General features: G+C 71.3%; 16 protein-coding genes. 9 read left to right on the top strand and 7 right to left on the bottom strand.

Going from position 1 to position 20245, the window contains the following annotated elements:
* Positions 1-54 precede the first annotated feature (54 nt).
* The 4 genes from HNR16_RS00390 (at position 55) to HNR16_RS00380 (ending at position 2545) form a co-directional block, all read left to right on the top strand.
* On the top strand, positions 55-753 hold the full coding sequence (locus tag HNR16_RS00390) for a TetR/AcrR family transcriptional regulator C-terminal domain-containing protein (RefSeq protein ID WP_158041534.1): 699 nt from the start codon (positions 55-57) through the stop codon (positions 751-753).
* 85 nt (positions 754-838) lie between these two features.
* On the top strand, positions 839-1183 hold the full coding sequence (locus HNR16_RS18520; protein ID WP_263971462.1) for a transposase: 345 nt from the start codon (positions 839-841) through the stop codon (positions 1181-1183).
* A 60-nt stretch (positions 1184-1243) separates the two neighbouring features.
* On the top strand, positions 1244-1693 hold the full coding sequence (locus HNR16_RS18515) for a transposase (protein ID WP_263971463.1): 450 nt from the start codon (positions 1244-1246) through the stop codon (positions 1691-1693).
* A gap of 168 nt (positions 1694-1861) precedes the next feature.
* Positions 1862-2545: a hypothetical protein gene (locus tag HNR16_RS00380; protein ID WP_158041535.1), complete on the top strand. Its 684-nt coding sequence runs from the start codon at positions 1862-1864 to the stop codon at positions 2543-2545.
* 194 nt (positions 2546-2739) lie between these two features.
* Here the strand turns inward: HNR16_RS00380 and HNR16_RS00375 are convergent, their stop codons facing one another.
* The 5 genes from HNR16_RS00375 to HNR16_RS00355 all read right to left on the bottom strand — a co-directional run bounded on the left by HNR16_RS00375 (position 2740) and on the right by HNR16_RS00355 (position 7966).
* Complete coding sequence (locus HNR16_RS00375) at positions 2740-3516, bottom strand: enoyl-CoA hydratase (RefSeq protein ID WP_158041536.1); 777 nt, start codon at positions 3514-3516, stop codon at positions 2740-2742.
* The gene (locus HNR16_RS00370; RefSeq protein ID WP_225737942.1) at positions 3513-4613 is read right to left on the bottom strand and encodes an enoyl-CoA hydratase/isomerase family protein; all 1101 of its coding nucleotides are present in this window, start codon (positions 4611-4613) and stop codon (positions 3513-3515) included. Before HNR16_RS00370 ends, HNR16_RS00375 begins: the two co-directional genes overlap by 4 nt.
* Before the next feature lie 151 nt (positions 4614-4764).
* Positions 4765-6141 carry an NAD-dependent succinate-semialdehyde dehydrogenase gene (locus tag HNR16_RS00365; RefSeq protein ID WP_158041538.1) on the bottom strand — a complete coding sequence of 459 codons (1377 nt, stop codon included), beginning with the start codon at positions 6139-6141 and terminating at the stop codon, positions 4765-4767.
* Between the two features lie 116 nt (positions 6142-6257).
* Positions 6258-7274, bottom strand: a complete 1017-nt coding sequence (locus HNR16_RS00360) for a hypothetical protein (RefSeq protein ID WP_158041539.1) — start codon at positions 7272-7274, stop codon at positions 6258-6260.
* Positions 7271-7966, bottom strand: coding sequence for a MerR family transcriptional regulator (locus tag HNR16_RS00355; protein WP_158041540.1), 696 nt, complete (start codon positions 7964-7966; stop codon positions 7271-7273). Before HNR16_RS00355 ends, HNR16_RS00360 begins: the two co-directional genes overlap by 4 nt.
* Before the next feature lie 72 nt (positions 7967-8038).
* On the opposite strand from HNR16_RS00355, the gene HNR16_RS00350 reads away from it, so the two are divergent.
* Positions 8039-8407 carry a DUF2834 domain-containing protein gene (locus HNR16_RS00350; RefSeq protein WP_158041541.1) on the top strand — a complete coding sequence of 123 codons (369 nt, stop codon included), beginning with the start codon at positions 8039-8041 and terminating at the stop codon, positions 8405-8407.
* 304 nt (positions 8408-8711) lie between these two features.
* Here HNR16_RS00350 and HNR16_RS00345 read toward each other — a convergent pair whose 3' ends face one another.
* Positions 8712-10034, bottom strand: coding sequence for an aspartate aminotransferase family protein (locus HNR16_RS00345; protein ID WP_158041542.1), 1323 nt, complete (start codon positions 10032-10034; stop codon positions 8712-8714).
* 174 nt (positions 10035-10208) lie between these two features.
* On the opposite strand from HNR16_RS00345, the gene HNR16_RS00340 reads away from it, so the two are divergent.
* Entirely contained in the window at positions 10209-11771 is a 1563-nt protein-coding gene (locus HNR16_RS00340) for a PucR family transcriptional regulator (protein ID WP_179558024.1), read from the top strand.
* A gap of 248 nt (positions 11772-12019) precedes the next feature.
* Here HNR16_RS00340 and HNR16_RS00335 read toward each other — a convergent pair whose 3' ends face one another.
* Positions 12020-13543 (bottom strand): CoA-acylating methylmalonate-semialdehyde dehydrogenase, encoded by a 1524-nt coding sequence (locus tag HNR16_RS00335; RefSeq protein WP_158041544.1) that lies wholly within the window; start codon positions 13541-13543, stop codon positions 12020-12022.
* Positions 13544-13851: 308 nt separating this feature from the next.
* On the opposite strand from HNR16_RS00335, the gene HNR16_RS00330 reads away from it, so the two are divergent.
* Genes HNR16_RS00330 through HNR16_RS00320 form a run of 3 tightly spaced genes read left to right on the top strand, consistent with a single transcriptional unit; the run spans position 13852 to position 20197 of the window.
* Entirely contained in the window at positions 13852-15708 is a 1857-nt protein-coding gene (locus HNR16_RS00330) for a DUF3375 family protein (protein WP_179558023.1), read from the top strand.
* Positions 15705-16535, top strand: coding sequence for a DUF4194 domain-containing protein (locus tag HNR16_RS00325; RefSeq protein ID WP_158041546.1), 831 nt, complete (start codon positions 15705-15707; stop codon positions 16533-16535). Before HNR16_RS00330 ends, HNR16_RS00325 begins: the two co-directional genes overlap by 4 nt.
* Entirely contained in the window at positions 16532-20197 is a 3666-nt protein-coding gene (locus HNR16_RS00320; RefSeq protein ID WP_158041547.1) for an ATP-binding protein, read from the top strand. Before HNR16_RS00325 ends, HNR16_RS00320 begins: the two co-directional genes overlap by 4 nt.
* Positions 20198-20245: the final 48 nt, after the last annotated feature.

Raw genomic sequence — 20245 nt, 5'->3', positions numbered from 1 at the left:
TACACCGTAAGGTATTTTGGACGTCCGCACATCCCCCACCAAGGAGGGCAACGCATGGCCCCACGGAACGGCGCGAGCGCGCTCACCCGCCCACGCATCGTCGACGCAGCGGTCGCGCTCGCCGACGAGGAGGGACTCCGGGCGGTCTCGATGCGGCGCCTCGCGGCGCAGCTCGGTGTCGAGGCGATGTCGATCTACCACCACGTGCCGAACAAGGCGGCGATCCTCGATGCGATGACCGATCGCGTGTTCGAAGGGTTCCACCTGCCGTCCACGGACGGGGACTGGCGGGTGGAGCTGCACGCACGAGCGGATTCGATCCGTACCACCCTGCTCCGGCACCGGTGGGGCCTCGAACTCGTCGACAGCCGCCGCTCACCCGGCCGTGCGACGCTCGCCCACCACGACGCCGTCATCGGCTGCCTCCGGAACGCGGGCTGCTCGCTGGCTCTCACGGCCCACGCGTTCGCGCTGCTCGACGCCCACCACTTCGGCTTCGTCGCGCAGGAGTTGCGCCTGCCGTTCGAGGACGGCGAAGCCCTCGACCCGCTCGCCGCCGACATCGACGCGAACGTGCCGCTCGCCGAGTTCCCGCACTTCGCCGAGTTCGTGACGGGCGTCGCGCTCCGGCCGGGTTACGCGTTCGGCGACGAGTACGGCTGGGGCGTCGAGCTGCTGCTCGACGAACTCGAACGCCGCCGCGCGGCCGAGGCCCCGTCCACCGTCGCCGAGCGCGACGGGACAGCGCCCTAGGCCGTGTTGCTAAACACCTTCGGGTGCTTCGTGGGCGAGTCTTGTACGCGTGTCGCGTGATGTGATCTCGGATGAAGCATAGGCTGTGATCGGTCCGCTGTTCCCGACGGCGAAGTCGACGGGACGGCCGCCGGTGGATCGGCGCACTGTGGTCGAAGCGACGGCGTGGCGGTTCCGCACCGGTGCTCCGTGGCGGGACGTTCCGGAGCGGTTCGGGAACTGGAACACGATCTACAAGAACTTCAACCGGTGGCCCGAGCAGGGCGTGTGGGCGCGGGTGCTGGAGAAGGTCCAGTCGCTCGCGCAGCAGTCCGGGGACCTGGACTGGGTCGCGTCGATCGACTCCACGATCGTGCGTGTGCACCAGCACGGCGCGACACTTCCCCGCACCACAGGGGGCTCTATCGAACTACAAGAAGTTCGGCGCTGAGCCGCCCGATCACGCGATCGGCCGCTCCCGCGGCGGGCTGACAACGAAGAACCACCTCGTCTGCAACGGAAAGGGACGTGCTCTCGCGTTCATTCTCACGCCGGGCAGGCGGCGGACACCAGCATGCTGACCGCGACGCTGAGCGAGATCCGCGTCCCGGGCACGAGAGGGAGGCCACGGACCCGGCCGGATCGGGTGCTTGCGGACAAGGGCTACCCGTCCAGAGCGAACCGGGCCTGGCTGCGCGAGCGCGGGATCGCCACGACGATCCCTGAACCTCACGATCAGATCGCTCACCGACGCAAGCGCCGCGGTCGGCCGATCGACTTCGGTGACCAGCAGCGGGTCCACCACAGAGGCCGCAACGTCGTCGAGCGGTGCTTCAACAAGCTCAAGCAGTGGGCCGGGATCGCGATGCGCTCAGACAAGACCGCCCGCCACTACCACGCCGGCCTCTGCCTCGCCGCGACCCTCCACTGGCTCACCCACACCTTTAGCAACGCGCCCTAGCGGCGACGCCCGGGCCAGCCCGTCACCAAAAGCGATCCACTCCGCTCGGCCGCGTCGGTCGCTGTGCGTCAGATCGTCACCAACTTCGCCGACTGACGTCTTGAGGCCAGGTCGGACATTTGTGCGCTCCTCCTACTTCCTGGCGCCGGATGTGGAATTGTTCTCACTGTGAACAGATTCGCCGCCACCCTACCTCCTTGGGTCAATGTCTTCGACGCGATCGTTGGGATCTTCCAGCCTTTCCTACCAGTGATGGGCACGGTGATCGGAGCGCTCATCGGGGGGCTAATCTCCATGTTGGTCACTAGGAGAACACTGACCGAGCAGACTGCCCGTGAGGAACGTGCAGCTGAGCGTGAGGCGGTCGCCGCCCGGCGGCGTGACGCCGAGGCCAAGGCAGCGCGCTTCGACCCCCTAACGAAGCGACTCATAGACCATGAGCACGCTTGGCCAATCGTGCTCCCATACTTGACTGGCCGCACGGACGGCGACATGCAGATAGACAGCTTTTCCCCCTCCACCCGACTCGCCAACATTTCCCGTCTGCTCGTGCGGGACATAAAAGAAACGGAGTTGATCGCGTCAGAGTTTGGTGACGTTGAGATTAGTGTGGCATGTCTGGCCGTCCGCAGAGCGGTGGTAGATCTACTCTCGCAAGTTGCACCAACCCCCGCAGAGTGGGACAAAGCGGTTCGCGAGAACCAGGCGAAGGTATCCGATCAATTCTCGACCGCCAGCTCTGCCGTCAGCAGAAAAATCGAGAACTTGCAGCTTCAGATTGTGATCGCCAAGCGCCGCTCGACCGAAGTCAACTTTTCGGTCGAGGATATAGCCGAGCCTAATGCCAATTAGCCGACTTTGCCGTCTATCGGACATGGCCAGGGTGTATCGGGCGTTTGGAGATGATGGGGAGCGATGTGCCCCGGGGACAATTCTCAAAACTCAAGCGCTCTTCGTGCGTGTCTCGGCGAGCTTCGCCACGACTTCCGCCCGTAACCCGCCTCGGAGGTCGAGGACCCCGTGCCCGTCAGCTGTGACGCCCTCGCCTAGCGGTGCGTGAAGTTCGCCCGACGCTTCTCGCTGAAGGCGGCCATGCCCTCGGCGCGGTCGTCGAGCGCGAAGCAGCCCGCGAACAGGCGGCGCTCGGTGCGCAGGCCCTCGTCGAGGGTCGTCTCGAAGGCGGTGTTCACGGCGTCCTTCGCCGCGATCGCGACGGGGAGCGACATCGAGGCGATCCGTTCGGCCGCGCCGACCGCCTCGTCGAGGAGCGCGTCGGCGGGCACGACGCGCGCGACGAGACCGATCCGATCGGCCTCCTCGGCATCGATCGAACGACCCGTGAGCACGAGGTCCATCGCCTTCGACTTCCCGATCGCGCGCGTGAGTCGCTGGGAACCGCCCATGCCGGGGATGACGCCTAGCGTGATCTCGGGCTGCCCGAACGTCGCCGTGTCGGCCGCGATGATGAAGTCGCACATCATCGCGAGCTCGCACCCGCCACCGAGCGCGTAGCCCGCGACGGCGGCGACGATCGGCGTGCGCACCGCCGTGAACTCGTCCCAGCGGCCGAAGATGCCCTGCGTCGTGAGGTCGACGAACGACTTGCCCGCCATCTCGCGGATGTCGGCGCCCGCGGCGAAGGCGCGCTCCGAGCCCGTGAGCACGATCGCCCCGATGCCCGCGTCGACATCGAACGCGCGTGCCGCGTCGACGACGTCGTTCATGAGGGCCTCGTCGAGCGCGTTGAGCGCCTTCGGCCGGTGCAGCGTGATGATGCCGACGCGGCCCCGCGTCTCGGTCAGGACGTGCTCGTACTGCGTCATTCGCGGGCTCCCTCGTCGCCGTCGTCGTGCTCCCCGGTGATGATGCCAGACGTGCCGGGACCGATGTCGAACCGCAGCTCGTCGTCACCCACTTCGAACACCCCGTCGAGCCACGCCGGGTCGAGTTCGGCCACGGTCGCGGGGTGCCAGCGCGGCGTCTTGTCCTTGTCGACGACCTGCGCCCGGACGCCCTCGGCGAAGTCGGGCGCCGCGTGCAGTCGGCGACAGACGCGGTACTCCTGCGCGAGGGCGTCCTCGAGACGCTCGAAGCCGCGTGCGATCCGGATCGCGCGCAGCGTGACCGCGAGCGCCGACGGCGACCGGCCGCGCAGCGCGGTCGCCGCATCGCGCGCCGCGTCCGAGTCGAGTTCGTCGAGGCGTTCGAGGATCACGGCGATGTCGTCCGCGTCGTACACCGCGTCGATCCACGGCCGCTCGTCGAGGAGCGGGGCATCGGGTGCGGCTTCCGCGAGCGCCCCGAGCACCGACGCGACGTCCTCCGTCTCCAGGCGTTCGAGGAGTTCGGGAAGCCGCTGGGACGGCACGAGGACGTCGGCGAAGCCGAGCGCGATCGCCTCGCCCGGGCCGAGCAGCGTGCCGGTGAGTCCCGCGTGGACGCCCAGCTCGCCCGGTGCACGACCGAGCAGCCAGGTGCCGCCCACGTCGGTCACGAAGCCGATCTGCGTCTCGGGCATGCCGACGCGCGAGCGCTCGGTGACGAGGCGGTGCGCGGCGTGTGCCGACAGGCCGACGCCGCCGCCGAGCACGATGCCGTCCATGAGCGACACGTAGGGCTTCGGGTAGCGCGCGATGTAGGCGTCGAGTCGGTACTCGTCGGCGAGGAACGAGGCGGTCTCGCTCCCGTCGCCGCTCGTCGCGTCCTCGTAGAGCACGACGACATCGCCGCCCGCGCAGAGGCCGCGCTCGCCGGCCCCCGTGAGCGCGACGCGCTCGATCGCGTCGTCGTCGGCCCACGCCACGAGCTGCGCGTGGATACGGTTCACCATCTCGTGCGAGAGCGCATTGATGACGCGCGGGCGGTCGAGCACGATCACCCCGAGCCGCCCCTGAACCTCGAACCGAACTTCACTGTCCACGTGCGCGTCCCCCACACGGAGATCGTACGTGCCCAACGAACGAATACCGGGCGGTTTTCGGGGTTCCGGGTGCCCCGGAACCCCGAAAACCGCCCGGTATTCACCGGTGGGGTGACCGCGCCGGGTGGCGCGGTCGGCGCGGGCGGCGCGGTCAGGCGCTCACGAAGTAGAGGCGCTTGTTCGCGAACTCGCCGATACCGAGCGGGCCCATCTCACGGCCGAAGCCCGAGCGCTTGACGCCACCGAACGGCAGTTCCGCGGCCTCGGCCGCGATCGTGTTCACGTGGGCCATGCCGACCTCGAGCCGTGAGGCGACGCGCGCCGCGCGCGCCTCGTCGGTCGAGAACACCGAGCCGCCGAGACCGAGCGCGCAGTCGTTCGCGAGTTCGAGCGCCTCCTCGTCGCTGTGCACGCGGTACACCGTCGCGACCGGCCCGAAGATCTCCTCGCCGTACGACTCGGAGTCGCGCGGCACGCCCGTCAAGACGGCCGGCGAGTAGTACGCCCCGGGGCCCTCCGACAGCACGCCGCCCGCGACGAGCGTCGCCCCGGCCTCGACGGCCTTCCGCACCTGCGCGTCGACCGTCTCGGCCGCCTGGCGCGTCGAGAGCGGCACGTACTGGCCCTCCTGCAGCTCGAGCTGGTCGCCCGGCTCGAGTCCCGTCGCGAGTCGCGTGAGCTCGGCGACGAACTCGTCGTAGAGCTCGTCCATGACGATGAGCCGCTTGTTCGAGTTGCACACCTGCCCGACGTTGTAGACGCGGAAGTCCCACGCCTGCTTCGCGACGGCGGCGACGTCGGCCGCATCGAGCACGACCATCGGGTCGATACCGCCGAGCTCGAGCACGCACTTCTTCAGGTGCGTGCCCGCCTGCGCGCCGATGATCGCGCCGGCACGCTCCGAGCCCGTGAGCGAGACGCCCTGCACACGCGGGTCGGCGATGATCGTCGCGATCTGCTCGTGCGAGGCGAACACGTTCTGGTAGCCGCCGACGGGGACGCCCGCCTCCTCCATGATCGACTGGATCGTGAGCGCGGAGCGCGCGCAGATCTCGGCGTGCTTGAGGATGATCGTGTTGCCGAGCAGCAGGTTCGGCGCCGCGAACCGGGCCACCTGGTAGTAGGGGAAGTTCCACGGCATGACGCCGAGGAGCGCCCCGACGGGAAGCTGCTGCACGAACGCCTTACCGGGAACGGTCGAGGGGATCTCGACGTCCGTGATGAGGCCGGGCCCGTAGACCGCGTAGTAGTCGATGATCGATGCGGCGAACTCGACCTCCTCGACGGACTCGGTGATCGACTTGCCCATCTCGAGCGCGATGAGTCGCGCGAGTTCGTCCTTGCGTTCCTCGAACAGCTCGGCGACCCGCTTCACGACGGCGGCGCGCTCCCGCACGCTCCGCTCACGCCACTCGCGATAGACCGAATCGGCCGACGCGAGCACCTCCTCGATCTGCGCATCGGTCGCGTTCTCGAACGACTCCAGGATCTCCCCGGTGGCGGGGTTCTGCACCCGGTACTTCGACATCCACAGCCTCCTCAGGCGTCGGACCCCGCTCCGGGGCCCCGTTCAGGAGCGTATCGTCGCAGGCCGGGCGCCGGTCGAGCGGCGCGGGCCGAGGCGTCGAGCTGCCCGCTGCGCAGTCACGGGGCCTCCCCCGCCTCCGTCGCCTCCCGGACGGTCCGCACCTCGCCGGCACCGGTACGCGGACCGACGATCAGGACGATCAGGGCGGCGATCACACTGCCCACCGCCACGATGACCGTGGCCACCGCGGTGAGTGCCGAGGGATGCGCGACCGACTCGCCGACCACGGCCTGCACGGTCAGGACGGCGAGGAGCGCGGCGAAGGCGACCGTCCCGACGACGACGAGCGCCCATCGCACGCCCGGGTGACGCAGCGCGGGCACGCGTCGCGCGAGCAGTTCGAGCACCAACACGCCCAAAGGGAAGATCTGCAGTGCGTGCATGCCGATGAAGTGCGGCACGCGGAGATCACCTCCCTCTGTGCTCCAACCGAAGAACGGGATTCCCGGCCCGCCGTCGGGCACGCCGACGGCGTGGGCCCCCGCGATGCCCTGGAAGTCACGCAACTGCTCCTCGGTCGGCGTGAGCATGAGGAAGGCGAGCGCCATGCCGATCAGGCCGAGGATCACGCCGGCCCGCACGGCGAGGGTTCGCGCGCGATCGGGGCCCGGATTGAACACGATCGCGATGGCGACGAGGAGGCAGGCGAGCCACACGACGACGATGGAGACGCCCATCGTCGTGAAGACGGTCGAGGACAGCGGGGTCTGGAAGTTGAAGTGGCTCGTGGTGTCGGTCGCGGCCGAGTAGACGATGATGACGATCTCGATGCCGAGCGCGATCACGGTGAGCGTGCCGAGCACGTTCCCGAGCCGACGCCACCGGGTCAACTGCTGCAGCAGCCACGCGAACGTCACCACGTAGATGCCGATCGAGATCGCGAACTTCAGCGGTTTGAACCACCGGTTCTGGCCGAGGATCTGCTGCGGGTCGACGATCGCGGCCACGACGAGCACGAGTGCGAGCACGCCGCACACGGCACCGAACCACAACAGGGGCCTGTGCCACGCTCCCGTCGAGCGTGGATCCAACGTCGACGTCACGAGTGTCCTGGGTGATTCGGTCGTGGTCACGGCGTGCTCCCTGGGGTCGTCGGGCCGGCTCCGAGCCCGCGCGCGAGCTCGGACTCCTGGGTCGTCGGGGCGGTTTCGAGCCTGCGCGCGGACTCGGACTCCTGGGCCATTCGTCGGAGCCCCGCGAACAGGGCGTCACCGAGCGGAATCCCGACGGCGACCGTTCGGATCTGGTCGTCGCGGTTCGTGGTGGAGAGGACGAAGTCGACGTCGGCTCTCGCGGCGGTCTCCGCCGCCTCGGCGAAGCTTCCGAGCAGCGGCTGCACGTTCTCGAGGCCCGATGCGTGCATGCCGTCGAGGGCGGCCGCCGCGAGCGCGAGGCCGGGGTTCGGCGTCGGCGTGCAGAACGACGTCCAGCCGCGCTCGGTCGCGAGGGCCTCGACTCGGCCGAGGGACTCGGGTGTCGGCCGCGAGGGAGCCGCGGGCAGAGATTGCTGCGCGATCCCGAGGACCTCGAGCAGTTCCAGCTCGGGCTCGTCGATCGCGGCGATGACCTGCTTCGCGCTCGCGATGCTCAATCGGCCCACCTCGAGGAGCGCTCGAACGAGGCGGAGCCGGTCGGCGTGTGCGTCGGTGTAGGCGGTCTGGTTGTGCCCGACCCGCTCGCCCGGCCAGAGCAATCCCTCGCGGACGTAGTACTTGATCGACGCGACCGGGACATCCGTGACGTCGGCGAGTTCGGAGATACGCATCCTGACAGTATGACTCTCGATACTGTTACTATCAATGCCGACATCGGTCACCGATCCCACGGAGGAGAGATCATGACGCGCGCATCGACCCCGAGTCGCCCACCGGTCCTCGCGATCGTCTACGCCGTCCTGGCGATCGTGGGTGCGATCGGCACCTGGGCCTACAACATCGCGTTCATCTCGTCGATGCCGGACATCGGCTATCTCGATGGGTGGTTCGCGAACCCCGCGAGCTCATCGGCAGCCGTCGACATCATCGTCGTGGCGATCGTCGTCAGCATCTTCATGCTCGTCGAGGGACACCGGCTCGGGTGGAGTCGGTGGGCCTGGATCCTCGTCGTCCTCTCGTTCGCGATCGCCGTCGCGTTCACGTTCCCGCTCTTCCTGGCCCTCCGCGAGCTGGCGCTGCGGCGGCGCGCGCAGGCGACGAGCACGCGGTAGCGCACACGCTCAACGGCCGCACGGCCGCACGGCCGCACGGCCGCACGGCCCGCAGACACACGGGCCCACAGGCGCGGCCGCACGCCCCGCAGCCGCACAGAAGCGCAGGAGCGCAGGCGCCCAGGAGCAGCCGCCGCTCGCCGACGTACACCGCGTGGACCACGTGGGCCGCACACTCGGGGCGGCCGACAGAGGACGCCTGGGACGCCTGGGACGCCCGTGATCTCGCTCGTCGCCGAACGGCCGGGGTCGCGATCGCCGAGCATCCGCCCGACCCGCGACCCCGCCGTCGGCGGCCGACCGCCTAGACCCGCGAGAGCACGTCGTCGATGATGCCGACGCCCTCCGCGACCTCGGCTGCCGTCACGACGGCCGGCGGGACGACGTGGATGCGGTTGTCGGCGACGAACGGCAGGAGGCCCGCAGCGACGAGGCCCGACTTGATGCGTGCCACGTCGGCCGCGGGCAGCGGCGCGCGCGTCGTTCGGTCGGCCACGAGTTCGAGCGCCCAGAAGACGCCGACGCCGCGCACCTCGCCGATGACGTCGTGACGCTCCGCGAGCGCGCGCAGTGCCGGCCCGATGTGCTCGTCGCCGATCATGCGGGCGTGCTCGACGATGCCCTCGTCCTCGAACGCGCGGATCGACGCGACGATGCTCGCCGCGGCGAGCGGGTGGCCCGAGTAGGTGAGGCCGCCGGGGAAGACGCGGTCGTCGAAGTGGTGCGCGATCGGGTCGGAGATGATGACGCCACCGACGGGCACGTAGCCCGAGTTGACGCCCTTCGCGAAGGTGATGAGGTCGGGGGTCACGTCGTGGTCCTCGAACGCGAACCAGCGACCGGCGCGTGCGAAGCCGGCCATGACCTCGTCGAGGATGAGCACGATGCCGTACTCGTCGGCGATCTCGCGCACGCCGCGCAGGTAACCGGGCGGCGGGACGAGCACGCCCGCGGTGCCGGGGATCGACTCTAGCAGGATCGCGGCGACCGACTCGGGCCCCTCCGCCTGCACGACGCGGCGGAGGTGGTGGAGCGCGCGCTCGGTCTCCTGCTCGGGGCTGTCGGCCCAGAACTCGGAGCGGTAGAGGTACGGCCCGAACGTGTGGACGTGGCCGCGCGCGTACTCGTTGGGGATGCGGCGCCAGTCGCCGGTCGCGACGATCGCCGCGCCCGTGTTGCCGTGGTACGAGCGGTAGCGCGAGATGATCTTGTCGCGCCCGGTGTACAGGCGCGCCATGCGGATCGCGTTCTCGTTCGCGTCGGCGCCGCCGTTCGTGAAGAACACCTTCTCGAAGCCTTCGGGCGCGTGCGAGGCGATGAGCCGGGCGGCCTCGGCGCGGGTCTCGTTCGCGGCGGCGGGGCCGATCGTCACGAGCCGTTCGGCCTGCTCGCGAACGGCTTCGACGACGCGCGGGTGCTGGTAACCGATCGTGACGTTGACGAGCTGGCTCGAGAAGTCGAGGTAGCGGTTGCCGTCGTGGTCCCACACACGGCTGCCCTCGCCGCCGCGGATCGCGATCGGGGCGAGGGATCCCTGCGCCGACCAGGAGTGGAAGACGTGCGCGAGGTCGGCGGCCACGACCTCGTCGCTCGTGGGGCCGTCGGTGAGGCCTGGTTCGAAGCTCATGGTTCCTCCTGGGATCGTGCGGACGACCATCTTCCCCCGGATCATCCGGCAGTGACCTACGCTTCTGTCCATACTGACGCACATCGACTGTACGGATTGTCACGCCGCCGCGTGGCGGTCACGCGGCATCCGCCGATGTGCGCCTCCCCGTTCCGCCCCGGAATCGAGGCCCACATGCCCACGACGCTGCGTTCCCTGCTGGCGCACGACGAGTTCGCGCTGCGCACGGTCACGGGGTTCGATGATCAGGACGTCATGGATCGGGCGATCTCATGGGTGCACAGTTCGGATCTCGCCGACCCAACACCGTGGCTCGAACCGGATCAGCTCCTCCTCACGGACGGCATGCAGTTCCTCGGTGACGCCCCGGTCGCCGCCGACGACTACGTCGAGCGGCTCCGGTCGCGCGGCGTGCTCGCGCTCGGTTTCGCGACCGCCGTCGCCCACGACGCCGTCCCGGAGGGTCTCGTCCGTGCGTGCCGCGCATCGGGGTTCCCGCTCGTCGAGGTCGCGGAGCGGACGCCGTTCATCGCGATCATCCGCCACGTCGCCGACGTGATCGCGGCCGATCGGCACGAGCAGCTCGAGTGGTCGCGGCAGGCCCAGCGGGTCGTCGCGCGGGCCGCGATGCGGCCCGACGGACTGCGCGCCGTCCTGCGCGCGCTCGAACAGCAATTGCGCACGTGGGCGGTGCTGTTCGACGCCGCCGGCCGGCGCATGCTCGCCGAGGGCGGCGCCGACGTCCCGCCCGCACTCGCGGCGGACATCGACGAGGCGGTACGACTCGCGCTGCAGCGTGGCGCGACCTCGGGCGGCCGGGTGCAGCGGGGCGACGCTGGTGCCACCTTCCAGACGCTCGGCCAGCGCGGTCGGCTCCGCGGTGTGCTCGTGGTCGGCTCACCGGCACCGCCCGACGCCGCCGAGCACGACCTGATCTCGAGCGTCATCGGCCTCGCGAGCATCGCGCTCGAGCAGAGCAGCACGCTCGAGACCGCGCGCTTGCGGGTTCGTGCGGGCGTCTTCGAACTCCTGCTCGCGGGAGTGTTCGATGTGGCGCGCGAGACGGCCGACCGGTTGTGGGACGGGCTGCCCGCCGTCCCGTTCCGTGCGGTCGTCGTGCGAGGCGAGCCCGGCCCCGAACGGGCGGCGCTGAGCGAGCTGGAGGTGCGGGCCGACGGCGCCGGGGGTGAGGTGTTCCACGCGCAGCACGAGGGGGACGTCGTCGTGCTGACCGCAGGAGGGGCGTTCGACGGGATCGTCGCGCTCGCCGAGCGGCACGGACTGCACGCCGGGGTCTCGACCGAGGCCGATTGGGGCGAGCTCGATCGTGCACTCACCGAGGCGCGAAGGGCGCTCGAGCGGGCCACGCCGGAGCGGCCCGTCGTCGCGTTCGCCGACCTCGCGGACGAAGGCATCATCGGGTTCCTGGAGGCCGCGGGGGCGACGCCGCTCGCCCGGCGGATGCTCGCACCCCTGCTCGAGCCGGGGCGGCCGGAGCGCGCGGTGCTGTTGCGCTCACTCGAGGTCTGGCTCCGCCACAACGGCGCGTGGGACCCCGCGGCGCGCGAACTCGAGGTGCACCGGCACACACTCCGAAACCGGCTCCGGACGGTCGAGGAGCTGCTGCAGGTCGACCTCGCCCGATTCGCGGATCGCGCGGAACTGTGGACCGCTCTGCGACTGCTCGAGGGTCGGCGAGGACCAGACGCGATCGGGAGCGCGACCGTCCGCGCGTGACCCGGCACCGCTGTGATCCCGCGCGCCGCCCGACCGGTGGGGGCGGCCCGGTCGGGCGGCGGACGAGGCGAGGTCGAGCACGATGCTCGACCCGGCACGGGGATGCCGCCTGACGGCCGTCACGAACCGTCCGACGGGTGGCACGCGACGCACGCCGGGTGGCGCGGCGGGTGCCGGGTTCTTGGCCGGCCCGATCTGCCCGGCCGAGGGGGACGCGCGCGGCCCCCCGGCCCACGCGCGCCCCGGTCTCAGGCGTTCTCGGGGAAGCCGAGGTTGATGCCGCCGTGGCTCGGGTCGAGCCAGCGGCTCGTGATGGCCTTCTGCTGCGTGTAGAACCGCACGCCCTCGGCGCCGTGCGCCTTCGTGTCGCCGAAGAGCGACTCGCGCCAGCCGCCGAAACTGAACGTCGCGACGGGGACGGGAATGGGCACGTTGATGCCGATCATGCCGACCTTCACCTCGCGCTGGAACCGGCGCACCGCGCCGCCGTCGTTCGTGAAGATCGCGGTGCCGTTGCCGTAAGCGCCCGAGTTGATGAGTGCGACGCCCTCGTCGAAGCTGGGGACGCGGACGATCGCGAGGACGGGCCCGAAGATCTCGTCCGTGTAAACGCGGCTCGACGTCGGCACACGGTCGATGAGCGTCGGGCCGAGCCAGAAACCGCCCGCCTCGCCGTCGACCTCGATGCCGCGGCCGTCGACGACGACCTCGGCGCCGTCCTGCTCGGCGATGTCGATGTAGCTCGCGACGCGGTCGCGGTGCTCGCGCGTGACGAGCGGGCCCATGTCGCACTCGCGGCGGCCGTCGCCCGTGCGGAGTCCCTTCGCGCGCTCGGCGATCTTCGCGACGAGCTCGTCGGCGACGGGTTCGACCGCGACGACGACCGAGATCGCCATGCAGCGCTCACCCGCCGAGCCGAAGCCCGCGTTGATCGCCGAGTCGGCGACGAGGTCGAGGTCGGCGTCGGGCAGGACGAGCATGTGGTTCTTGGCACCGCCGAGCGCCTGCACGCGCTTGCCGTGCGCCGTGCCCGTCTCGTACACGTACTTCGCGATGGGGGTCGAGCCGACGAAGCTGATCGCGGCGACGTCGGGGTGGGTCAGCAGGCCGTCGACGGCCTCCTTGTCGCCGTTGAGCACGTTGAACACGCCGTCCGGGAGCCCCGCCTCCTTCCAGAGGCGCGCGAGCCAGAGCGCCGCGCTCGGGTCCTTCTCGGAGGGCTTCAGGACGACCGTGTTGCCCGCCGCGATCGCGATGGGGAAGAACCAGGCGGGCACCATGGCGGGGAAGTTGAACGGCGAGACGATGCCGACGACGCCGAGCGGCTCACGGATCGAGTAGACGTCGACGCCCGTCGACACCTGGTCGCTGAACTCGCCCTTGAGGTGGTGGGCGAGACCGGTCGCGAACTCGACGACCTCCTGGCCGCGCGAGATCTCGCCGAGGGCGTCCGAGACGACCTTGCCGTGCTCGCTCGTGATGATCTCGGCGAGCTCACCCTTCCGCGCGTCGAGGAGTTCGCGGAACTTGAACAGCACGGCCTGCCGGCGCGCGAGCGAGAGCTGGCTCCACGCGGGGAACGCGGCCGCCGCCGAGGCGATCGCCTCGTCGATCTCGGCGCGGTCCGCGAGACCGACGTTCTTCGTGACGACACCGAGCGCCGGGTCGTGGACGGGCGCCGTACGGCCGCTCGTCGAGGCGCGCTCGGCGCCACCGATCCAGTGCGGGACGACGGGCAGCTCGCTCGTCGTGGTCTCGGTGGTATCGGTCATCGCGTTCCCCTTTGTCGTTCGCCGGGACTGTTCGCCGGGAGTTCGTCCGGATCGTTCGGCCCGTGCCGGTGCGGTGTCAGGCCGGTGTGGTGTCAGGCTAGACACGAGGCGACGCGACGATCGCGCGGATTCGTCCAATCGTGCGCCCGGCGAGTGTGCAGATCCGCCATCCGGTCGCGGTAGGGCGGTCGCGACCCGTCGCCCGCGGACGGCATGTGTCGGCTCTCGGCTACCCTCGTACGCGCTGCCGTCGCGGACCTCCGTCGCGGGAGCCGCCATTCCTCCCCACCCCGATCCCTGGAGCACGCGTGCCGGATCCTGCCTCGCCGCCCGACGGCGCCCTCCGCGACGCGGACGTGGCGGCGGTGTGGGAGAGCGACCCGACGTGGGCGCTGTTGCGCAGCCACAACGGCCGGTGGATCATCCCGCTCTTCTCGCGGTGCCTCGAGCGTGCCGTCGCACCCGTCTCGGCCGATTGGTTCCACCAGCGCGTGGCCGAGGTGCTCGCACAACTCGCGACCGACCGGGCCGTCGAGGTGCGCCGCGAGGGGGACGACGGCGAAGACCTCGCGACGCGCGGTGGCGCGGCGGATGTCGCCGACGACCCGACGGACGACCGTGCGGCGGACGACGACGCGACGGACCTCGGAGCTGCGGACGACGAGCGGGCTGCGCACGACGACGAGGCTGCGGACGACGACGCGGACGACGAAGCAGAGGCCCCAGGCCTGCGTGACGAGGCCGCCGACGGCGATCGTCGCGCGGGCGACGATCCCCGCCCCGATCCCGCCGCCTACTGCCGCGCGTGGGTCGAGCGGCGCTGGCTCGTGCGCACCCGCGCGGGCGGCCCCGAGGGACGCGCGCACTACCGCCTCTCCCAGCACGCGCTGCGCGCGCTGCGCATCGTGCGCGAGCTGGGCGCCCACGAGAGCGCCGTCTCGGAGGCGCGACTCGGGAGCATCACGCACGCCGTCCGCCGCCTCGCGGATCTCGCGAACCCGAGCGCGGAGGCGCAGCTCGCACGAATCGACGAGGAGATCGAGGCGCTCCGGGCGCGTCGCGCCGCGATCGAGACGCAGGGGCCCGAGCGCGTCGCGCCCGAGGCGGCCGCGCGCCAGCTCGACGAGGTCGTCCGGCTCACGTCGTCACTGCCCGAGAGCTTCCGCCAGCTCAGCGGCATGGTCGAGCAGCGGCACCGCGAGGTCGCCCGCAAGGCGTCGTTCGAGCGCATCGGGAAGGGCGCGCTCGTCGACCGCTACCTGCAGGAGAACGATCTGCTCGAGCAGACCCCCGAGGGACGCGCGTACCGCGGCTTCGCGGCGATGCTCTCGTCCCGCGGGATCGACGCGATGCGGGAGGACATCGGGCAGATCCTCGAGGGACCGTTCGCCGCCGAGCTCACGGAGTCGCAGCGCACGCGCCTCGAATCACTCATCTCCTCGCTGCTCGCCGAGGAGCAGGAGGTGCAGGAGAGCTACAGCCGCTGGACGTCGTCGCTGCGACGCTTCCTCACCCGCTCGGGTGCCGAGAAGCACCACCGCCTGCTCACGCTCACCGAGCGCGCGCTCGAGGCGGGCGACGCGTGGGTCGCGCATCGCCCCGGCCGCGTGACCGTGCCCGTCGACGTACTCGGGCTCGGCGGCGCCGATGTGCGCGACGTCTCGCAGATGCAGCCGTGGCGCGACCGGGGGCGCCCGAGCGTCGACGTCGTCGCGGCGACCGACGCGACGACGCTGCCCAACGAGGACCGGCTCGCGCTGCGCCTCGCGGCCGGCACGAGCGCGGCCGCGGCGGAGGCGACCGTCGAACACCTGCTCGCGACGCGCGAGACCGTGACGGGCGCCGATGTGTACGCCGCGACCGACCCCGAGTTCCGCCGCCTCGGCCTCGTGCTCAGCGTGCTCGATCTCGCGATCGAACGCGACGCCGTCCACGAGGAGGGACGGGACCGCGTCCGCGTCGACGGAACGGCCGGGACGGGTCGCGAGGTGACGCTGCCCCTCGTCGTGTTCGCGCGCGAGGAGCCGGACGCACCGGCGGAGCCGGACGGGCAGCCGTCCCCCGGTGACGGCGCCACCGCGACGACCGGGCGCGCCACGAGTGACACGCCCACGACCGACGACGACGCGCGCCACGGGCCGCGCACGCAGGAGGACCCCGCATGACCGGCGACACGACGGGCGCACGCGATGTGAACACGGCCCACGCGCCGGACGAGAACGAGGTCGTGGCCGACGGCGCGAGCGGTGCCGCCGGCGCGCAGGGCGAATCCGGGCGGTCCGGCGACTCCCGCCCGTTCGGCGAGACCGAGTCATTCGGTGACGCCGACGCGTTCGGCGACCGTGTGACCGACGAGCTCCCCCGCCCGGCGCGCAAGGCACTCGTGATCCTGCTCACGCACCGCTTCATCACGCGGGCCAAGCAGCCCGACGCGTGGAAGGCGCTGCTCGACTCGGAGCCGGACATCCGCGCCCGACTCGACGAGCTGTTCCTCGAGCTCGTGATCGACCGCGACCACGAGGTCGCGTTCAAGCGGCAGAACGGCGAGGACGACGTGCCCGTGCTCCTGCGCAACGAGAAACCGCTCTCGCGGGACGCGACGTTCCTCCTCATCCACTTGCGCCGCGAGCACGCGTTCGCCGACGCGGCGGACGACGCGGTCGTCGTGTCGCGCGACGAGATCGCCGAGTTCCTGAGCCGCTTCGACACGGACGAATCGCACGACGAGGTCCGCTCGCACCGGCGGGTGGCGGCGGCGATCGCGGCGGTCGAGCGGCTCGGGCTGCTCGACGCGGAGCCGGACGACCCCGAGCTGTTCGTCGTCTCGCCGGCGATCGTGCCCGTCATCACGACGACCGAACTCGCCAGGTTCGAGCAGGTCTATCTCGCGGGCGCGAGGGACGACGAGAACACGAGCGGAGTGCTCGACGGCGGGCCCGGTGGCGGTGCGGCACCCGGCGACGACGAGGACGGCACGGAGGGACGCGCATGAGCGACGAGCAGCACGCAGCGGCGCGGGAGTCCGCCGAGGCGACGACGGGCGAGGCGGCCGAGGCAGCAGCGCCCGTGACCGTCACCCCGACAGCCGACGCGCCCCCGGCCACGGCCACCCCCGCGACACCGTCGACGGACGAGCGGGGCGAGCCGAGCGAGCCCGACGAGCCGAGCGAGCCGGGCCAGCCGAGCGACGCGAGCGCCCCGGGCGAACCGGACGAGTTCCTGCTCGACGAGATCCTCGCCGAGCAGGACGGCCTCGAGCGCGACACGGGCATGCTCCACTCGGGCCAGTTCCGTATCGAGCTCGTGCAGCTGCTCAACTGGGGCAGCTACGGCGGCCTGCACCGCATGCCCGTCGGGCGCGGCGGCATCGCGATCCTCGGCCCGACGGGCCGCGGCAAGTCGACGATCCTCGACGCGATGGCCGCGGTCATCATGCCGAACCCGCAGGAGTTCAACCGCGCCGCGCGCGATGACGCCCGCCAGCGCGCGGAGCGCACCGTCTACACCTACGCGCGCGGCAAGACCGACGAGGTGAAGGACGCGAACTCGGATCGCGTGACGACGAGGTTCCTGCGGCCCCTCGGGCGTGAGTTCGCGAGCGGCGCGGCGATCACGTGGCGCACCGAACTCGGCGAGACGCTCACGGCGGCCCGCCTCGTGTGGATCGGCGCCGAGACGTCGGGGCAGGACGAGGTCACGAGCTCCACCGTGTATCTGCTCGCGCGCGGCGAGTTCGACCTGTCGCGCCTGTCCGAGCTGCGCGCCGACGCGGGCGCGTCGTCGCCGCTCACGCGCGGCTCCCTCTCGCGACTCGTCGACCCGGCGACCGACCTCGTGACGACCTCGCAGCCGGAGCTGCGCGTACGCCTGTGCCGGGAGCTCGGCATCGGCGGCAGTGACGAGTCGCAGCTCAAGGCGCTCACCCTCCTGCGGCGTGCCCAGGCGTCGAAGGGCGTCTTCTCGATCGACGAGCTGTTCAAGCAGTTCGTGCTCACCGAGCCGCGCGCCCTCTCCCGCTGGGAGACGACGCTCGGCACGTACCGCGAGGCGTCGGCGCTCTACGACGTGTTCGAGACGACGCGGCGCAAGCTCGAGATCCTCGAGTCGGTGCCCGGCCAGGCCGAGCAGTACCGCGCGGCGAGCGAGGACGCGACGGGCAAGCGTCGGCTCCTCGCGGGTTCGGGCCCGGACGGGGAGGGCGAGAGCCGATTGCGCGTGTGGCTCGCGGGACGTGTCGGTGACTGGGTGCACGCCGAGACGGAACGCGTGCGCGCCGCGAAGCGCGAGCTCGTCGACGAGGCGAAGGCCGCCGCCGCGGACGAGCTCGACGCCCGCCGGGCCCACGACCTCACGCTCGCGGAGATCGCCGACCAGGGTGGCGACCCGACGCAATCGCTGCGTGAGCAGTTGCGCCTCGCGCGCCTGCAGTACGGGCAGGTCGACCGCGAGCGGCAGCGGCTCGAGCGCGTGTTCATCGACGCGGGTCTGCCGTTGCCGGGCTCCGAGGAGGAGCTGCGGGAGCTCGCCGAGGCCGACGGCCGAAGCGAGTCGGGCACCGCCGACGTCCCCACCGCCGACGAGGAGGCGCGGCGCGAGCTCGCCGGCCGCATCCAGCTCGCGAAGCTCGCGCTCGCGGAGCGGGAGCGGCAGCGCGACTCGTTCCGGCACCGCCGCAGCAACGTGCCCGACGAGGCGATCGAGCGACGTCGGCGCATCGCGGAGGGCACGGGCATCCCGGTCGCGGAGCTGCCGTACGCGGGCGAACTGTTCGAGGTCGATCCGGAGCACCGCGACTGGACGCGCGCGATCGAGCGCGTCGTGGGCGATCTCGCGATGCAGCTGCTCGTCGACACCGACGACTTCCCGGCCGTGCGCCGTTACGTCGACGAGCACGATCTGCGCGGTCGGCTCACGCTCGTGCCCGCGGCGCGCGGCCGCGCCGCGAGCCGCACGCCGATCGCGGGCACCGTCCCGTCGATGCTGCGGCTCGACGAGCGCAGCCCGTTCGTCGGGTGGCTGCGCGACGAGCTCGTCGCCGACCGCTCGGTGCTGTGCGTCGAGACCTCGGACGAACTCGGTGCGCCGCTGCCCGCGGGCGTGAAGGGCGCGGTGACTCGCAACGGTCTGCGCACGGGGGCGCGCGATCGGGTCGTGAAGGACGACCGGCGCCTCGCCTCGTGGATCGGACTCGACAACGCGGGCCGCGTGGACGAGCTGGAGACGCAGATCCGCGAGCTGCAGGCCGAGCTGGACGCCGCGCGCGTCGAGTGGGACGAGATCGAGGTGCGCGCCGCGCGGCGCCGGAAGCGGGCCGAGGCGCTCGAGCGCGCCGCGGACCTCGACTGGGCGGACATCGACACGCGCCCCTCGGCCGCTCGCGTGGCCGAGCTGCAGGAGCGCATCGACCGGGTCTCGGTCGAGCGGCCGGAGCTCGACGAGCTGCGCCGTCTCGCGGCAGAGCACGACGAGGCGCGGCTCGTGGCCGTGCGTCGTGCCGCGGAGATCCAGCGACGCGTGGACGAGCTCGAGGCGACGCACGCGGCGCTCGTGGACATCGAGGACGCGTTCGGCGACGCGCTCGCCGACGCGGAGCCGCTCACGCCCGACGAGCTCGCGCTGCTCGCGCCGCTGCCGTTCCAGTCGCCGCGGGAGGCCGCCGATGTCGAGCGCTCGTACCGCGATGCGGCCGCGCGATTGCGGGAGCAGATCGACGCGCACGACCGGCAGCGGGAGCAGCACGAGCGGCTGCTCGTGCTCACGTTCGAGCGGTATCTGGAGCTCGACCGCAACGCTGGCATCGACGCGACGATCGACAGCCTGCCGGCGGTGCTCGCGATCCATCGGACGCTCGTGGAGGACGATCTGCCGCACGCGAAGGCCGATTGGCTCGCGAAGGTGGGCACGAGCATGGGCGACAGCCTGCGGGCCCTGCTCACGCAGATCGAGGAGGACGGGCACGCGATCCGTCGCGGCGTGCGCCCGATCTCGCAGGCGCTGCGGGGCATCGAGTTCCGGCAGGGTTCGACGCTCGACATCGACCCGAAGCCCGTCTCGAACAGCGATCTCGCGGAGTTCAAGCGTGTGCTGCGGACGCACACGGCGGCGCAGGTGCGCGCGGCGGAGCAGGATCCGGCGGCGATCGAGCGCGAGTTCCTCTCGCTGCGGCGGGATCTCGCGAAGCTCGAGGAACGCTCGAAGACGGGCGATGCGTGGCGGCGGCGGGTGCTCGACGCGCGCGAGCACTTCCAGTTCCGCGCGATCGAGACGCGTGCCGACGGGACGCAGCTCGTGCACGAGGGCGTCGCGGGCAAGTCGGGTGGTGAGGGACAGGAGCTCATCGCGTTCGTGCTCGGTGCGGCGCTGCGCTACCGGCTGGGCGACGGCACGGACCGGGTGCCGAGCTACGCACCGATCGTGCTCGACGAGGGCTTCGTGAAGGCCGACAACGAGTACACGGGCCGCTCGCTCGCCGCGCTGCGCGGGCTCGGCTTCCAGCTCGTCGTTGGTGCACCGCGCGACAAGGTGAACGCGTTCGAGGAGCACGTCGACTCGGTCGCATACGTGTCGGGCGACCCGGCCGACCCCGAGCTGTCGCGCATCTACTCGCTCACGATCGGGCAGGCGATCGAGGTGGAGCGCCGGGCCGAGGCGTGAGGCGACGGCGCGCGCCGTGACCGGCGTCGAAGACGGAGCATTCGCGGA

Origin of the sequence: Pseudoclavibacter chungangensis, assembly GCF_013410545.1 — a bacterium.
GTDB lineage: Bacteria > Actinomycetota > Actinomycetes > Actinomycetales > Microbacteriaceae > Pseudoclavibacter > Pseudoclavibacter chungangensis.
Note: the sequence above shows the minus strand (reverse complement) of the source record. Positions and strands in the feature narration are given on the sequence as shown.